This window comes from Collinsella sp. AM33-4BH (assembly GCF_003469205.1).
Classification (GTDB): domain Bacteria; phylum Actinomycetota; class Coriobacteriia; order Coriobacteriales; family Coriobacteriaceae; genus Collinsella.
This window is the reverse complement of the sequence record NZ_QSIN01000017.1, coordinates 1-15,535: the sequence shown is the minus strand read 5'-3', so window position 1 is coordinate 15,535 and position 15,535 is coordinate 1. Positions and strand designations below refer to the sequence as shown.

Below are 15,535 nucleotides of genomic sequence, written 5' to 3'. Positions count from 1 at the left end.
GCCCTCGCCCCTATCCAAACGTGTACGTCAGCCTCCAAACATGTCATTTTTTGTCGGTTTTGGAGGCTGACGTACACGTTTTGAGAGCAAGCGAGGCCGCACCGCGCACCCTTTCCGATCGATTTCGGCACCCCGCGCGCACGACGCGCCGAGGCTGCGCCATTAGAATGGAGCGGATTCACCAAATGCAAAGGAGTCGCCATGCCCGCGTGTCCGCTGGTCGATTGCCACACCCATACTTCGTTTTCGGACGGCCATGCCTCGTTTGAGGACAACGTCCGCGCTGCTGCCGCCACCGGCTGCCGTGTCATGGTCTCGACCGACCACCTCACCCTGCCCGCCAGCATGGACGCCAACTGCGAGGTGCAGGTCGTCGAGGGCGACTTGCCGGCACATCGCCTGGCCTTTGAGGACGCCCGCAAACTCGCCGCGCAGATTGCGCCGGAGCTCACCTTTATCTACGGTTTTGAATGCGATTGGTACGAAGGCTGCGAGCCCTTGGTAGAGCGCTGGTCCCAGGACGCCGTGGTGCGCTTGGGCAGCGTGCACTGGATTGGCGACCCCGGCGATACCATGGCAGGTGCCGCGGGTACGGCGGGAACGGAAAACGCCGCGCGCCCCGATACGCCCGACTCACGCTGCGGCTGGATCGACGACGACACCAACCTGCACGTTTGGGAAAACTTAGGCGTACGCGGCGTATGGGAGCGCTACGTCGACGACTGGTGCCACGCCTGCGAAAGCTCGCTCAGTTTTGATGTGATGGCTCACCCCGACCTGGTCATGCGTTTTTCGAAGGAAGGCTTCGCGCCCGACTTTGACCCCGCGCCGTTTTGGAGGCAGATGGCCGAGTGCGCCCACGATACGGGTCGCCGCGTTGAGGTCTCGACCGCCGCGCCGCGCAAGGGCCTCGGCGACTACTATCCCGCAACCGGCCTTTTGCGCTGCTTTGCCCATGCCGAGGTGCCCATTACCTTTGGCTCGGACGCGCACCGCGCCTGCGATATCTGCTGGAAAATCCGCGCGGCCCAGGCCCACGCCTACGACTGCGGCTACCGAACCTTCGACATCCCCCACCCCACCGGCGAATGGGAACCCACACCCCTCGCCTAACTAGTCATTGGGGACGTTCTTAAATGACTAGCGGCGGCGGGCGTTGAGTTCGCCGGCCAGCTCGTCGAGGGTGATACCGTAGCGTTCGAGCGTTACGAGCAGATGGTAGACCAGATCGCCGGCCTCGTAGCGGATGTGGTCGTGATCGTTATCCTTGCAGGCCATGATGACCTCGCTCGCCTCCTCGGCAAGCTTCTTGAGCAGCTCGTCCTCGACGTCGGTCAACAGACGAGCGGTGTAGCTCTCCTGTGGTGACGCATCGCGACGACCGTGAATCACCTCGGCCAGCCCCGTCAGCGTCTCGCCGATATTTCCATCCTGAACATTTGCGGTGCGCACACCCATAGTTCAATCCTTTCTAGTAACCGAGCGTCTAATCGAGCGCCCGCCCTACGCGAGTTTCTTAAAGAAGCAGGTACGGTTGCCGGTGTGGCAAGCCGGCCCCGGAGAGTCGACCTTGACCAGCAGCGTATCGCTATCGCAGTCGGCCCAAAGCTCCTTGACCACCTGCATATTGCCGCTCGTCGCGCCCTTGTTCCAGAGCTCCTGGCGGCTGCGGCTCCAAAACCACGTGGTCCCGGTCTTAAGCGTCAGCCCCACCGATTCCTCGTTCATCCAAGCAACCATAAGCACCTCGCCGGTGTCATACTGCTGAACCACGCAAGGAATCAGCCCGTGGGCATCGTACGTAAGCCTTGAAGGATCGGTTATCTCTTCCATTTCTCTCCCCAATTAAAATCCCGCATGTCGGCGAGGGTTGTCCAGGTGCCCGAGATTCCGAGCGACAAGCCCGACGACGCGTACTTAAGTACGCGAGGAGGGTTGGAGCCGGAAGGTCGGGCGCCTGGGCAAGCCGCAGCGCTAGAAGTCCAACCTGACAGGGATGCCTTGGCTGGCCATAAACTCCTTCACCTGGCGAATGCTGAAGGTTCCAAAGTGAAAGACGCTCGCCGCCAGCACGGCGTCGGCTTCGCCCTCGATCACGCCCTCGGCAAAATGCTCGAGCGTGCCCACGCCACCGCTCGCGATGACGGGGATCGACACCGCACGCGCCACGGCGCGGGTGAGCGCCAGGTCAAAGCCGGCCTTGGTGCCGTCGCGGTCCATGCTGGTCAGTAGGATTTCGCCGGCGCCGCGACGAGCCGCCTCCTCGGCCCACGCCACCGCGTCGATACCCGTGGCGTTGCGGCCGCCCGCCGTGAAGACCTCCCACTTGTCGGCACCTGGCTCGCCGGGCAGGCCGACGCGCTTGGCATCGATCGCCACGACCACGGCCTGGCTGCCAAACGCCGTGGCGGCCTGGCTAATCAGCGACGGATCGCGCACAGCGGCAGAGTTGAGCGACACCTTGTCGGCGCCGGCGGCAACCATGGTTCGCATGCCCGCCAAGTCACGGAAACCGCCGCCCACGGTGTAGGGAATCGCCAGCTCCTCGGCCGCATGCGCCGCCATCTCGATGGTCGTCGCGCGGTTGTCGCTCGTCGCGGTAATGTCCAGGAATACAACCTCGTCCGCACCCTCGCGGTCGTAGGCGCGGGCCAGCTCCACCGGGTCGCCCGCATCGCGCAGGCTCACAAAGTTGACGCCCTTGACCACGCGGCCGTCCTTAACGTCCAGACAGGGAATTACGCGTTTGGTAAGCATGGGCTACTCCTCCCCTCGGGCGGCGGCCAGCGCCTGAACCAGCGTAAAGTTGCCCTCGTAGAGCGCACGACCGGTAATGGCACCCTCCATGGCATCCTCGCCCACCGCGGCCAGCGCGCGGATGTCGTCGAGCGTCGAGATACCGCCCGACGCCACGACGGGAAAGCCCGCGACCTGCGCCACATGGCGATATGCCGCCACGTCGATGCCCGTCTGCATGCCATCACGCGCGATGTCGGTATACACCAGATGCTTAAAGCCCAGCTCGGTAAGCTGCGCCACGGCATCGTCGAGCGCCACGCCCGCGCCGTCGCGCCAGCCGTTCACCTTAACCTGGCCGTCGCGTGCGGCAATGTCGGCGACCAGCAGCTCGCCAAAGCCTTGGGCTGCCACCTCGGCAAAACCCGGCTCGGTCACCAGCACGGTGCCCAGCGCAATGCGGCGAGCGCCATAGCCGGCCAGCTCGTCGATGCGCGCGAGCGAGCGGACGCCGCCGCCCACGTCCACGGACAGACCGTCGACGCCGCAGATGGCCTTAATCGCCGTCGAGTTGGCGGCACATGCGCCCTCGTCCTCGCCAAAGGCAGCGGACAGGTCGACGACGTGCACCCAGCTTGCGCCCTGCTCGGCAAACGAGCGGGCGACGGCCACGGGGTCGTCGGAATATACCTTGCAGCGGCTCCGGTCGCCGCGCTCCAAGCGCACAACCTTGCCGCCGATCAGATCGATTGCGGGAAACAGAATCATCGGCCGGCCCCCTCGACGATGCTCACGAAGTTCTTAAGGATGCGCTGACCCAGCGCAGAGGATTTCTCGGGATGGAACTGGCAGCCCCACACGTTGCCGTGACGCACGATGCACGGGAAGCTCCGCGTGTAGTGCGTGCGCGCCAGAACATCGGCGGCATCGGCATCGTCGGCCACCGCATAGCTGTGGGTGAAGTACATGTTGGCGCCCTCGGCAAAACCGGCGAGCAGCGGATCGGCCGCACCGGCGGGCGTCATGTGCACCTGGTCCCAGCCCACGTGCGGGACCTTCAGGCGGCTTGATTCCAGGTGCGTGCACGAACCACGCATAATACCCAGGCCATCGACCCAGGGACCACCAGCCTGCTCGGAGGCAGCGTCGTCCGCGTCCGCGCCCTCGTCCGCCGGCACGTCCTCGTCGCCGCGCTCAAAAAACAGCTGAAGGCCCAGGCAGATGCCGAGCAGCGGAGTTCCGGCGGCAACGGCGTCGAGCACCGCGTCCGCCTCGCCGCTCTCGCGCATAAAGGCAATCGCGTCGTAGAACGCGCCAACGCCCGGGATGACCAGGCCTTCGGCGTTGCGGATCTGATCCGGATCGTCCGACGTGCAGGCGGCGGCACCGGCGCGCGCAAGCCCGCGCACGACGCTCGACAAGTTACCCTTGTGGTAATCGACCACCACAATCTTCGGTTCGCCCACGCGACCCTCCCCTTCTCTTCGTCCAAAACCACCACAAAGGGGACAGGCACCTTTGTGGTGGTTTCTGCCTATATGGCGGTTACAGCGAGCCCTTGGTGCTGGGGATGCCCTGCACGCGGGGATCGAGCTCGCAGGCGTGGCGCATCGTGCGTCCCACGGCCTTAAAGGCGGCTTCAATAATGTGGTGCGAATTGCCGCCTGCCAGCTCGCGCACGTGCAGTGTGAGCTTGGCGTCACGCGCGAAGGCATAGAAGAACTCGACGGCCAGCTCGGTATCGAAGCTACCCACGCGCTCGGTCGGCACGGGCAGCTCGCAATAGGCCTGGCCGCGACCCGAAATGTCCACGGCGGCCATCACGAGCGTCTCGTCCATGGCGATCGCCGCATCGGCAAAGCGCGTAATACCCGCCTTGTCGCCCAGCGCCTGGCAAAACGCCTCGCCCAGCACGATGCCCGTGTCCTCGACGGTGTGATGCGCGTCGACCTCGACGTCGCCCACTGCGTGCACCGTCAGATCGAACAGGCCATGGCGGCCAAAGGCGTTGAGCATGTGGTCGAAAAACGGCACGCCGGTCGAGATATCGCACACGCCAGATCCGTCCAGGTCGAGCTTTACGACAATGTCGGTCTCGCCCGTCTTGCGGGTTACCTCGGCATAGCGGTCCATCTACATCTCCTCCTTCACCAGCGCGGCAAACGCAGCCAGCACCTCGTCGTTTTCCCGCGGCGTACCCACGGTAATGCGTAGGCAGTCCGCGAGCCCCGGCGCATAGCTAAAGTCGCGCACCAAAATCGAATACTCGTCGCGCAGACGCTCGCGCACGCGCGTGGCATGCGGCGTGCGCACGAGCACAAAGTTCGCCGCGCTCGGCCACACCTCCACGGGCAGGCCCTCGGCAGCCATTGCGCGCAGGGCGCACAGCTCGCGCTCGCGCTCGGATGCGACCTGTGCCACCACGGGCGCGTACGCATCGCGGGCACGCACGCAGGCAAGCGCCGCCGCCTGGCTCAGCACATTGACCGAATAGATCTGGCGAATCGCTGCGAACACGTCGATGACTTCGGGTGCCGCGATCACGTAACCCAGACGCGTACCGGCAGCGCCAAACGCCTTGGACAACGTATGCAGAATCACCAGGTTGGGATGTTCGGCGATAAGTCCCTGCGCCGTGGTGGCCGCGCCAAACGAATCGTCGGCAAACTCAACGTAGGCCTCGTCGACCATGACCATGCCGGGGCACGCATCGCACAAGGCCGCGACAAAGTCGAGCGATGCCACGTCACCTGTGGGGTTATTGGGCGAGGTCACGATGGCCAGGTTGCACTCGGGTGCCGCCGCAAGCACGGCTGCCTGGTCGAGCTCAAAGGTCGCGGGGTCTCGCCACACGTCGCGCACCTCGGTCTGGCAGAGCGACGCAAAGAACGCATACTCGCTAAAGCACGGCGGGCAGTTGAGCAGGGTCCTCCCCGCGCCGCCAAACGCCAGCAGGTAGTTATAGAGCAGCTCGTCGCCGCCGTTGCCCACGCAGATATTCTCACGCGTCACGCCATGCCAGGCGGCCAGCTCGTCGCGCAGGTCACAGGACATGGGATCGGGGTAGCGGTTGAACGGCGTGGCAGCCAGGGCCGCGTCGATCGCCTCGCGCACGCCGGCCGGCACGGGATAGGTGTTCTCGTTGGCCGAAAGATTGATGCGCGTGGGCGTAAAGTTAGGATTGTAGGGCTCAATGCCGGCCAGATAGGGCTGGACGAGCTCCTTCATGCGCGGCGTGAGTTCGGCCATATTAGACCTCCTCGCCGGTCACGCCGGCAACATCCGCGCTTGCAGCCGCCAGGTTCACTCCCTCGGCAATCGTCTCCACGGCGTCGCCCGGCCAGGCAACCTTGGTCAGGTCGGCCGCGGCGAGCGACTCGGCGCTCACGGCACCCTCGCCCTGCTCCAACACGCGGCGACGCAGTGCAGCCGAAAGCGCGTGTGCCCACAGCCCCTCGGCCTCGGCCAGGCGCTGCGTTGCGGGAGCATCGGAGAGCAGGCCCTCGGGCGTATAGCAGATGACGCTCGATCGCTTGACGAACTCTTCGACCGAAAGCGGGTTGGAGAACATGGCCGTGCCGCCGGTCGGCAACGTGTGGTTGGGGCCGGCAACATAATCGCCGAGCGGCTCGGAGCTCCAAGCGCCCACAAAGATGGCGCCGGCGTTGCGAATGCCGCCGAGCAGGCCCATCGCATCCTTGCAGTGCAGCTCAAGGTGCTCGGGCGCCACGGTGTTCACTGCCTCGACGGCAGCCGCCATGTCGGCGGCCACCACGATGGTGCCTTCGTTGTCGAGCGAGGCACGCGTGATCTCGGCACGCGGGGACTGTGCCACCAGGATGTCGATACCTGCCTCAACCTCACGCGCAAACTGCTCGTCGCAGGTCACCAGATAGCAGGCCGCCAGCGGGTCATGCTCGGCCTGGGCCATCAGGTCGGCCGCGACCACCATGGGCTTGGCCGTGGCGTCGGCCAGCACGCAAACCTCGGAGGGACCGGCGACCATATCGATACCCACATCACCCGAGACAATCTGCTTGGCAGCGGCGACAAAGGCGTTACCCGGGCCGGTAATCTTGTCGACACGCGGAATGGTCTCAGTACCGTACGCCAGCGCGGCCACGGCCTGGGCGCCGCCCACCATATAGATCTCGTCCACGCCGCCGAGCTTGGCGGCCGCGAGCGTATACGGGCTAATCAGTCCATCCTTTTGCGGTGGGGTTACCATGACCACGCGTTTGACGCCGGCCACCTTGGCGGGAATGGCGTTCATAAGCACGGTGGAAGGGTACTGTGCACGACCGCCCGGCACGTAGATACCGGCCGCAGCAAGTGGGGTCACCTTAACGCCGAGCATCGTGCCGTCCGGGCGCGTGGTAAACCAGCTCTGCTCGACCTCGCGCTGGTGGAACTCGCGAATCTGGCGTGCAGCCTTTTCGAGCGCCGCGACAAAAGCCGGATCGAGGCCTTCGAGCGCGGCATCGATCTGCTCCTGCGGGAGACGGAAGCTCTGCAGCTCAACACCGTCAAAACGCTGACAGTAATCGCGCACCGCGGCATCGCCGTTGGCACGCACGTTGGCCACGATATCGCGGGCGGCGTCGATGATGTTTTGCGGCAGCACGCCCTTGCGGTTGAGCTGGTTGGTAACGAGGCGCTCACCGGGAGCAAGCTTGATGGTCTTCATATCGGTATCCCCTATCGGTCGAGGTTGTGTTGGAAAAACGAGAGACCGGGCGGCGGCGCCAGTCGGCCCGCAGCCCGGACGTTGGGGCGCCCGTTGCGTGCTCGCGCTATTGTGCCGAGCCCGCGACGGGCTCAAAATGCTTGTCCTTCACGGCTGCCGCCAAGCGATCTGCCAGATTGCGTACACGCGGATCCAGACGTGCGGCGCCCGGATTGACAAAGAAGCGGGCCGTGCAGTCCATGATGCGACCAGTAATAACGAGGTCGTTATCGCGCAGCGTGGCGCCCGTGGCGGTAATATCCACGATGCGATCGGTCATGCCGACGATAGGGCCCAGCTCGATGTTGCCGTGCAGCGAAACGATGTCGGCGTTCACGCCGCGCTCGGCATACCAGGCGCTCGCGATGCGCGGATACTTGGTGGCCACGCGAAGCGACCCGCGACGGGCATAGTTGCGCTCAGCCTGACCAGCGCGCCACGCGGGCTCCGCCTCAATGAAAGTGCACAGGCCGTAACCCAGATCGACCAGCTGCAGCAGGTTGAGGTCTGCCTCGATAAGCGAGTCCCAACCGCAGATGCCGCAATCGGCACCGCCGCAGCCCACAAAGGCGGGCGCATCGCTGGGACGCACGATGACAAACTCGATATCGCCGACCGTGCCCTCGCCGGCACGCGTGTCGCGGCCGCGCACGATCAGGTGACGGCCGGGATCGCGCAGCTCCGAGACATCCAAGCCCGCGGCCTCGAGCACGTCGAGCGTATCGGCCTTGAGCGAGCCCTTGGGCACGGCGATGCGTAGCGGGCCCTCGGCGCCACGGCCCACGGCGTGGTCGCCATCGGGGGCGGCGTCCTCGGCCGAGGTGCGCGCGGCCTCCAGACGCTCGAGCGAAAAGGCGAAACCCGCCGCCGGCACCTCGATGCCGTCGCCAAATGCGCCGGTAAAGATGGAGTCGTAGCGGCCGCCCGAACCGACCGGGTCAGGCAGGCCGCCGGCATAGGCCTTAAAGACCAGGCCCGTGTAGTAATCGAAAGAGTTCATGATGGAGAAGTCGAACGACAGCACCTGGGCGTCCCCGGGAGCCAGGCCCTCGACCAGAGCACGCAGCTCACTCGTGAGCGGCGCGACGATGCCCGCCGCCGCCAGAAGCACATCGACGCGGTCGAGTACCTCGGCGCCGCCGTGCAAGCGCGGCAGCTCGCTAATGGCAACCTTGACGGCATCGGACTCGGCGCTTGCCGCCACGCGGGCATCGAGGCCCACAAAGTCGTTGGCGTGCACGCAGCGCAGGGCCTCGGCAGCCAGCTCGCGATCCTCGCACGCCGCGAGCAGCTCCTTAAACGGACGCACGCTACCTGCGATAATGCGCGCATCGGGCAGCGCCAGCTTGCGCACCGCCTCGGCCACGAGCGAGACAATCTCGACATCGCCCGCGGTGTCGCCCGCACCGATAAGCTCAAAGCCCAGCTGTGTAAACTGGCGCGAGCCGCCGGCATTGCGCTGGCACTCACGAACCACCGGCGCCTCGTAGCGAAGGCGTAGGGGCAGGTCGGCCGCGCGCATGCGGGTCGAAACCAGACGCACGATCGGCAATGTGTTGTCGGGACGGACCACCAGCAGGCGACCGTCGTCATCAAAGAGCTTAAACGGCGTGTCCGCAATGCGGCCGCCTTCCTCGAGCGAACCCTTGTCCTCGAGCAGCGGCGTCTCGACCGGAAGGTAATGATGCTCCCTGAAGCAGCCCTTCACCGTACATGCGATCTCCTCGCGCGCCTGAGCCTCCTCGGGCAATATGTCCCGGAATCCCCACGGTGTGGCCGTCATCTGGTGAGCCTCCTCATGCTGTGTTTCATATAGAGCAGAAGACCGGCGTAGCTCCGCCGGTCTTCTGGGTACTTTAGCATACTAGAGTGCTTGCGGGGAAAATCCGTCGCAACCGCTCACACCGTATTCATCTGGAAACATAGAGTAGGTTGCCGCAGCCCAACCCCACCTAGGCGCCAATCGCACGACGATACTCTGCCATTACCTGCGCATCGGCAGCTGCGGGGTCGGCAAAATAGCGCCCGTCATAGGTCTCGGCCGAAACAACTCCGCGATAGCCGCGCGCCACCAGCCTATCCAGGTCAGCGCGCATATCGCGGTCGCCGTCACCCCAGGCAAGATGCGTCGTGCCATCTGCCGCAACATCGACAAAATGCACGTGGGCGACATCATCGCCAAGCAGGTCGAAGTAATCGTCGATGGTATCCCCCGCCACCGCCATGGCGCCCATATCCAGACACGCCTTAAGTGCCGGATGATCAACTGCCTCGATCATGCGCTTCGTATCGGCCGCCGAGTTCACGATCATCGACTCAACCGGCTGTAGGGCCTCGAGCACCAGTCGCACGCCGCGCTCTCCCGCATGCTCGGCAATCGCACGCAGCATCGAGGCGCTGCGACCCCACGCATCCTCAATCGGCTCGTTCAAAAATGCCCAGCCGCTCGAGACCATGACCTGCTCGGCTCCAAGTTCCGCCGCGATATCCACAACGTTCTTAAAGTACGCGAGCGTGCGGGCACGCGCCTCATTCCCGCGCGCCGCGATATTCCACGGCTTGGGGTTGTTCTGTTCGGGACAAAGCCCCACAATCCGAACCCCATACCGCTGTGACAGCTCCCGCACCTGCTCGATCGAATCGTATCCATGGCAATCGACATACAGATGCATCGCCCCGGTCCAAAGCTCGCAACACGTGTAGCCCGAGGCCGCTGCCGAGGAAAAGAATTCCTCAAGGTCAAAATAACGATGGCTGATATTCATGACGGCAAGCTGCGGATACTCCATCTTGTCCACCTTTCGGCAAAAGGGCGCCGCAGCACAATGTGCGCGACGCCCCCTCTTATATTGTTTTAATTATGACGGATACCCTACTGGACACCAAGCACTCCAAAGAACGCGCCGGCGATACTCACGAGTAGGATCACGAGCATGATGAGCAGCGGATTCATCTTCTTCTTGAGCATGAGATAGACAATTCCAAACAGCCCCATCGTGACAAAGCCCGGGAAGATTCCGTTGAGCAGCTCGGCGAGCGTCTGAGCGCCATCGCCCGCGCCGACCATGAGCGGAATGTCCACGGTGACCATCTCCATGGTCATAGCGCCGATCACCATGGCGCCCATGATAGAGGCCATCTTGACGATCGTGTCCATAATGCCCGATTCCTGGACCTTGCTGATCATGTCCGAGCCAAAGCGATATCCCACAAACGTCAGCAGGTAACGGATGATGTAGTGGGGGACGTTGAACACGAGCAGGAACAAAATCGGGCCAAGAATAGAGCCCTGCAGCGCCAGCGACGTGCCGACACCCGTTGCCAAAATTCGCAGCGTACCCCAGTAGAAGGCATCGCCCACGCCGGACAGCGGTCCCATCAAAGCAAGCTTGACATTAGAGATCGCGCTCGTGTCAAAGTTATCTTCGGTGGCGTTGACTTCTTCCATTGCGGCAGCAATGGACATGGGGAGCGTCGAGATATACGGCGTGACGTTATAGAGCTCCATATGGCGCTTGAGTGCGGCCTTAAAGTCCGCATCCTGCGGATACAGCTTGCGAAGGATCGGCATAAGGGCCCACATAAAGCCGATATGGCCCATACGCTCGTAGTTCCAGGAATGCTCATAGGGAATCGAGCGCCAGAACAGCTTCTTAAGGTCTGCGCGGGAAATCAGCCCGTTGTAAGAAGACTCAAACTTAAAACTCATCGAACCCACTCCCAATCGCAGGATCCTCGGTTGCCGCTGCGGGCTGCTCCGCCTTTTTCTTGTCACCCAAAACCGTCATCGCGACGACGATAATCGCGGCAAAGATCGCCACGCCCGTCGTGCTAATGCCAAAGTAGGCGACGAGGAAGAAGCCAGCGAAGAAGAACGGAGCCACTGTTTTGTTCATAATCATCTGCGCCAGCATCGCAAAGCCGAGTGCGGGCAAGAAGGCGGCGGCGACATCCATGCCGGTCTGAACGAAATCGGGGATGATGTTGAGCAGGCTGGCAACAGCATCGGCGCCAAAGAAGAATGCCAGGGGAATGATCAGCAGGCCGCACCAGCTCTGCGCGTAACCGGCGATGAGCATGTTGCGCGTGATGGCCTTGGTGTCTCCGTCCTCGACGTTTTTGTCGATACGGTGCACCAGCAGCAGCATGACCGGCTGGCCCAGGGCCGTATCGAGCGCCAGGACGATCGTTGCGATGGGAATACCCAGGGTCAGGGCCGCCGAAGCGTCCGCGCCGGCCTGCATGGCAAGAGATACACCCAGGATAGTGCCGGAAATCGTATCGGGCGGGTTATAGGCGCCGACCGAGATGGCGCCGACCATGGCAAGCTCCATCGTGGCGCCCATAATGGTGCCGGTCACCACATCGCCCATGACAAGGCCGACCAACGGTCCGAGCACAATGGGGCGCTGAAGGTAACTCGTACCGGTCAGCCACTCGGAATAGCCCAAAAGGGCAATCAGGAAAATCAGGATCGTCTTGATAACCATGACAGCCCCTAACCGATGACCTTTGCGGCGTCAGTCTTCGCATCCGCCGGAATCATCTGAATGAACAGCTCATAGCCCTCGCCGAGTAGCTCCTTCACGTAGGCCTCGTTCTCGGACGTAAGGAATACGCTCGTCGAGACCTGGCGGGCATCCTCGCTAAAGGCCACATTGCCGAGGTTGATCTTCTTGACGCCCATCGCCTTGGCGACGGCACCGGCCTGTTGGATCGTCTCGCAAACCACGAAGAGCTTGTACTTGTCGGTCACACCGCTCTGGAGCGCCTTGACGGCATCCTCGGTGTTTTTGACGACGACCTTGCATCCTTCGGGCTTTGCAAGGGACAGGGCCTGCAGACGAAGCTTGTCGTTGAGGACCGTGTCGCTCACTAACAGGATGCAGTCGGCACCCAGAGCCGAGGTCCAGCTAACGGCAACCTGGCCGTGAAGCAGTCGATAGTCCACGCGAATCATCTGAATCATGATGTGCTCCTAACGATTAAAACTCATCGAGTTCGGCCTGCCCCAGCAGGTCGTTGACGTACTTGACCTTGGTGTCGTCCGCCTCGACGATCTGGCGAATGGCCTCATCGATCGGGGTGGAGTCGGGCACGAACAGCAGCTGAATAAGGAGCGGCAGGTTCATATTGGTCACAAGGTGCGTGTTGGGGCGCGTCTGGACGATCTTGGTGAACTCGTTGTTGACGCTGCCGCCAAAGAGGTCGGTGCAAACGACGACCTCATCGTCCGCGGCAAAGTCGTCCAGAATCGCCGCAGCCTCCTTGACCAGGTCCTCGTTTCCGTCGACATACATAGACAGCGCATGGACGTTTTCGCGCTCGCCGGAAAGCAGGCCGATGCTCTCGACGATTCCAGACGCGAAATGAGCATGGGACGCCACGATAAACTGCCTCATTCGATTCCCCTTTCTTGCGAACTTCGGCATAAAAATGCCCGGACGCATGCGCCCGGGCAGGGTGCTTCTTGATCAGTAGCTTATTTGTCACCGATTAGTAGTCGAACTGGTGATAGTAACGACGGTAGTTGAGGTTGTGCTTGGTGACCGTCTCGTAGTAAGCGGCAAGGCGATCGGTGATCAGCGAGGAGAGAATCCACGGGGAGACGATGACGCGGAACTCGTCGTCAAGGCCGGGGATGGCGAACTCGGCGGTGTCGATGATGTTGATGTCGGTGTCGCCGGTCACACCGCGGGTCAGGAAGGCGCGGACGCGCTCGTCGAGCTTGCGGTTCTCGTCCTCGCCCATGAACAGGAACACGGGGACGCCGGGCTCCACGAGCTCGAGGGTGCCGTGGAAGAAGTCGGCCGAGGTGATGTAGCGGGTGCGCTTCCACTGCATCTCCTCCAGGATGCACATCGAGAACAGGATGGTCTCGCCCCACAGGGCGCCGGAGCCGATGAACATGGTGTAGGGGGCCAGGGCGTACTTCTTGGCGAGCTCCTCGGCGCGCGGCTCGAAGCTCTTGCGGATGTCGACCAGGTGGGTCCAAACGTCCTTGGTCTGCCCGATGAACTTATCGAACTTGGGGAAGCAGCCGCGGCGGTTGAGCAGGCGCAGGCCGAAGCAGTCGGCGAGGTAGTAGCCCATCTCGCAGCCGCCGTTACCGTGATCGGAAGCCATCTTGACGCAGTTCTCGGCACCCACAGCCTGGCCGATGGGGCCCTCGGGCTTGGTCATGGCGTAGACGCGCACGCCCATGCCCTTCATCTTCTTGACGGCCTCGAGGACCTCGGGGGTGGTTCCGGACTCGGAGGCGGTGAGCACGACGGACTTCTCGGTCATGCGCTTGTGGCCCATGACGTTCCACTCGGCGGCGTGGATCAGGTAGACCTCGAGGTCGCGGTCGCCGAACTTGTTCATGAGGTACTCGAGCTGCATGAGCTCGTCCCAGGTGCCGCCGACGCCCATCAGGAACACGGCGTCGTAGCCCTCGTCGGCGACCTTGTCGGCGAGCGCGGTCATCTTCTTGCCGGTCTCGTAGAGCGCCTTGCCGTCCTCGAGATAGCCCTCCTGGTCGAAATGCATGATCTCGATCTTCTCGGTTTCCTTCATGGCTTTTCCTTTCTGCCCTGCACGCGAATCTATACATCGCGTTTCTTTTCGATACCAATTATAGACATACAGCTAACGTGTTTTTAATACCACTTTTCAATCTGCTCCAATCCTCGGTGAACGGTCGAGATTCTCTGGTGAGTGGTCTTAAATTAGAATTTGATGTATAGCTAACGCCCCTGGCGTCTCCCTTGTGTGACAAAGAACAGCGTTCCTACCAGCGCAATAATGGTCGATGCCCCAAACAATACCGTCTGGACGCCCAAAGCCTCCGCCAAAAACGGAGCCGCCAGCAGCGGCACCACGCCGGCGCTCATCAGGCCAAAACGCACAAAGCCGGTAATGCGCCCCAGGTATTTGATGTCGGCGCGCTCCTGAATCAAGATCATCTGCAGCGGCTCCAGGAACCCCCAGGCCAGACCGTTAATCGCCTGACCGACAATCGCGACCCCCAGCATATCGGTGCCCACGTACACCATGGACCCAATGCCCACGGCCATGAGCGCGCCGAGCAGCAATCGCAGGTTGACATGGCGAGCAGAAAGCTTGGTCAGGATGAACGCGCCCACCGAGGAAGTGAGGCCCACGACCGAGGACAGCCAGCCCAGCCAGACGATATCCACGTTGAGCACATCGCGGTAGAACAACGACTCCAGCGAATCGAACGCGCCGAACGCAAAGAAACCCAAAAAGCCCGAGATAAAGATGAGGCGCAAGTCGTGGTCGCGAAACGTAAGTCGCGCACCCTCGGCCATACCGCCCAGAATACCGCCCTTCGGCTTCTCCCCTTTTGCGGGAGCAACACACTCATGACAGCCCAAGGAGAGTACGGCCGCCACACCCATCATGCCCGCCATGAGCAGATAGACCGATTGCGTGGCAAAACAGCTCACGATGGCACCGCCGAGCAGCGGGCCAGCGGTATAGGCGATATTGCTGTAGAACACCATGAGGCCGTTCACGCGGGTACGGCCCTCGGTGGTCGACTCCAGGTATCCCGGAAACGCATGCGTGCAGGTGTTGATAAAGCCGCCCGCAAGTCCCAAGACGCACGCGGCAAACACAAGCCCGGGGACAGACAACGGCGCCAACCCCACGCCAAGCGATAGCACTGCCGTAATCACGCACGTCACAAACGACGTCCGGCGCGGTCCAAAGCGATCGATGACCGAGCCCGACACCATATTGCCCACCGACGTCATAAGATTGCGCACGAGCGTAATGGCGGCAACCAAAAAGGCCGTGCCAGCCAGATCATACGTGGCCGCACCGATAAGCCCCAAAAAGTAGACCGCGTTGTTGGCGCACCACTGCAGGGACTCAATAAGAATCAGCCTGACCTCTGCCGGCGTCAGGCGCATTGCTTCGCGATCCTTCGCGAACATACGAACTCCTTCTATACAAAAAGGGGATGGAGGGCATAGGCCTGCTCCATCCCCTTTCCAGGTTGCAACGAAAATCTATGCAGCCGGGCCCTTACGCCAGCACGCCGAAGAACGCGCCGATGATGCCCAC

At 62.6% G+C, this 15,535-nt stretch carries 17 protein-coding genes; 1 reads left to right on the top strand and 16 read right to left on the bottom strand.

The features are described from left to right. Positions 1-201 precede the first annotated feature (201 nt). On the top strand, positions 202-1,113 hold the full coding sequence (locus DW821_RS09610) for a PHP domain-containing protein (protein WP_117736031.1): 912 nt from the start codon (positions 202-204) through the stop codon (positions 1,111-1,113). A gap of 27 nt (positions 1,114-1,140) precedes the next feature. Here DW821_RS09610 and hisE read toward each other — a convergent pair whose 3' ends face one another. From hisE to DW821_RS09530, 16 genes are all read right to left on the bottom strand, one after another. Next, positions 1,141-1,458, bottom strand: a complete 318-nt coding sequence (hisE, locus tag DW821_RS09605) for a phosphoribosyl-ATP diphosphatase (protein ID WP_117736030.1) — start codon at positions 1,456-1,458, stop codon at positions 1,141-1,143. Positions 1,459-1,503: 45 nt separating this feature from the next. Beyond that, positions 1,504-1,833 (bottom strand): phosphoribosyl-AMP cyclohydrolase, encoded by a 330-nt coding sequence (gene hisI, locus DW821_RS09600; RefSeq protein ID WP_118066680.1) that lies wholly within the window; start codon positions 1,831-1,833, stop codon positions 1,504-1,506. Positions 1,834-1,974: 141 nt separating this feature from the next. Further along, positions 1,975-2,757 carry an imidazole glycerol phosphate synthase subunit HisF gene (hisF, locus tag DW821_RS09595; RefSeq protein WP_118066678.1) on the bottom strand — a complete coding sequence of 261 codons (783 nt, stop codon included), beginning with the start codon at positions 2,755-2,757 and terminating at the stop codon, positions 1,975-1,977. 3 nt (positions 2,758-2,760) lie between these two features. Further along, positions 2,761-3,504 (bottom strand): HisA/HisF-related TIM barrel protein, encoded by a 744-nt coding sequence (locus DW821_RS09590; protein WP_118066676.1) that lies wholly within the window; start codon positions 3,502-3,504, stop codon positions 2,761-2,763. Then, complete coding sequence (locus DW821_RS09585) at positions 3,501-4,202, bottom strand: imidazole glycerol phosphate synthase subunit HisH (protein WP_118066674.1); 702 nt, start codon at positions 4,200-4,202, stop codon at positions 3,501-3,503. The genes DW821_RS09590 and DW821_RS09585 overlap by 4 nt, the downstream gene beginning before the upstream one ends. Positions 4,203-4,281: 79 nt before the next feature. Beyond that, positions 4,282-4,869 carry an imidazoleglycerol-phosphate dehydratase HisB gene (hisB, locus tag DW821_RS09580; protein WP_117779030.1) on the bottom strand — a complete coding sequence of 196 codons (588 nt, stop codon included), beginning with the start codon at positions 4,867-4,869 and terminating at the stop codon, positions 4,282-4,284. Then, positions 4,870-5,985, bottom strand: a complete 1,116-nt coding sequence (hisC, locus tag DW821_RS09575; protein ID WP_118066672.1) for a histidinol-phosphate transaminase — start codon at positions 5,983-5,985, stop codon at positions 4,870-4,872. A 1-nt stretch (position 5,986) separates the two neighbouring features. Next, positions 5,987-7,423 (bottom strand): histidinol dehydrogenase, encoded by a 1,437-nt coding sequence (gene hisD / locus DW821_RS09570; protein WP_118066670.1) that lies wholly within the window; start codon positions 7,421-7,423, stop codon positions 5,987-5,989. Between the two features lie 106 nt (positions 7,424-7,529). After that, on the bottom strand, positions 7,530-9,245 hold the full coding sequence (gene hisG / locus DW821_RS09565) for an ATP phosphoribosyltransferase (RefSeq protein ID WP_118066668.1): 1,716 nt from the start codon (positions 9,243-9,245) through the stop codon (positions 7,530-7,532). A gap of 169 nt (positions 9,246-9,414) precedes the next feature. Further along, positions 9,415-10,251, bottom strand: a complete 837-nt coding sequence (locus DW821_RS09560; protein WP_117759408.1) for a sugar phosphate isomerase/epimerase — start codon at positions 10,249-10,251, stop codon at positions 9,415-9,417. An 83-nt stretch (positions 10,252-10,334) separates the two neighbouring features. Next, complete coding sequence (locus tag DW821_RS09555; RefSeq protein WP_117759406.1) at positions 10,335-11,171, bottom strand: PTS system mannose/fructose/sorbose family transporter subunit IID; 837 nt, start codon at positions 11,169-11,171, stop codon at positions 10,335-10,337. Beyond that, on the bottom strand, positions 11,161-11,952 hold the full coding sequence (locus tag DW821_RS09550; protein WP_117637121.1) for a PTS sugar transporter subunit IIC: 792 nt from the start codon (positions 11,950-11,952) through the stop codon (positions 11,161-11,163). Before DW821_RS09550 ends, DW821_RS09555 begins: the two co-directional genes overlap by 11 nt. A gap of 8 nt (positions 11,953-11,960) precedes the next feature. Further along, complete coding sequence (locus DW821_RS09545; protein ID WP_117759404.1) at positions 11,961-12,431, bottom strand: PTS sugar transporter subunit IIB; 471 nt, start codon at positions 12,429-12,431, stop codon at positions 11,961-11,963. A gap of 16 nt (positions 12,432-12,447) precedes the next feature. Then, on the bottom strand, positions 12,448-12,864 hold the full coding sequence (locus DW821_RS09540) for a PTS sugar transporter subunit IIA (protein ID WP_117757609.1): 417 nt from the start codon (positions 12,862-12,864) through the stop codon (positions 12,448-12,450). Positions 12,865-12,958: 94 nt separating this feature from the next. Beyond that, entirely contained in the window at positions 12,959-14,020 is a 1,062-nt protein-coding gene (locus DW821_RS09535) for an SIS domain-containing protein (protein WP_118066666.1), read from the bottom strand. Positions 14,021-14,190: 170 nt separating this feature from the next. Next, on the bottom strand, positions 14,191-15,405 hold the full coding sequence (locus tag DW821_RS09530) for an MFS transporter (RefSeq protein ID WP_199411504.1): 1,215 nt from the start codon (positions 15,403-15,405) through the stop codon (positions 14,191-14,193). Positions 15,406-15,535: the final 130 nt, after the last annotated feature.

What these genes read in the sequence shown, in the direction of transcription:
- DW821_RS09540 (WP_117757609.1), bottom strand. Translation starts at nt 12,864, where the DNA reads ATGAGGCAGTTTATCGTGGCGTCCCATGCTCATTTCGCGTCTGGAATC.
- DW821_RS09590 (WP_118066676.1), bottom strand. Translation starts at nt 3,504, where the DNA reads ATGATTCTGTTTCCCGCAATCGATCTGATCGGCGGCAAGGTTGTGCGC.
- DW821_RS09555 (WP_117759406.1), bottom strand. Translation starts at nt 11,171, where the DNA reads ATGAGTTTTAAGTTTGAGTCTTCTTACAACGGGCTGATTTCCCGCGCA.
- hisD (WP_118066670.1), bottom strand. Translation starts at nt 7,423, where the DNA reads ATGAAGACCATCAAGCTTGCTCCCGGTGAGCGCCTCGTTACCAACCAG.
- hisG (WP_118066668.1), bottom strand. Translation starts at nt 9,245, where the DNA reads ATGACGGCCACACCGTGGGGATTCCGGGACATATTGCCCGAGGAGGCT.
- DW821_RS09535 (WP_118066666.1), bottom strand. Translation starts at nt 14,020, where the DNA reads ATGAAGGAAACCGAGAAGATCGAGATCATGCATTTCGACCAGGAGGGC.
- hisC (WP_118066672.1), bottom strand. Translation starts at nt 5,985, where the DNA reads ATGGCCGAACTCACGCCGCGCATGAAGGAGCTCGTCCAGCCCTATCTG.
- DW821_RS09530 (WP_199411504.1), bottom strand. Translation starts at nt 15,405, where the DNA reads ATGTTCGCGAAGGATCGCGAAGCAATGCGCCTGACGCCGGCAGAGGTC.
- hisF (WP_118066678.1), bottom strand. Translation starts at nt 2,757, where the DNA reads ATGCTTACCAAACGCGTAATTCCCTGTCTGGACGTTAAGGACGGCCGC.
- DW821_RS09560 (WP_117759408.1), bottom strand. Translation starts at nt 10,251, where the DNA reads ATGGAGTATCCGCAGCTTGCCGTCATGAATATCAGCCATCGTTATTTT.
- DW821_RS09550 (WP_117637121.1), bottom strand. Translation starts at nt 11,952, where the DNA reads ATGGTTATCAAGACGATCCTGATTTTCCTGATTGCCCTTTTGGGCTAT.
- DW821_RS09545 (WP_117759404.1), bottom strand. Translation starts at nt 12,431, where the DNA reads ATGATTCAGATGATTCGCGTGGACTATCGACTGCTTCACGGCCAGGTT.
- hisE (WP_117736030.1), bottom strand. Translation starts at nt 1,458, where the DNA reads ATGGGTGTGCGCACCGCAAATGTTCAGGATGGAAATATCGGCGAGACG.
- DW821_RS09610 (WP_117736031.1), top strand. Translation starts at nt 202, where the DNA reads ATGCCCGCGTGTCCGCTGGTCGATTGCCACACCCATACTTCGTTTTCG.
- hisB (WP_117779030.1), bottom strand. Translation starts at nt 4,869, where the DNA reads ATGGACCGCTATGCCGAGGTAACCCGCAAGACGGGCGAGACCGACATT.
- hisI (WP_118066680.1), bottom strand. Translation starts at nt 1,833, where the DNA reads ATGGAAGAGATAACCGATCCTTCAAGGCTTACGTACGATGCCCACGGG.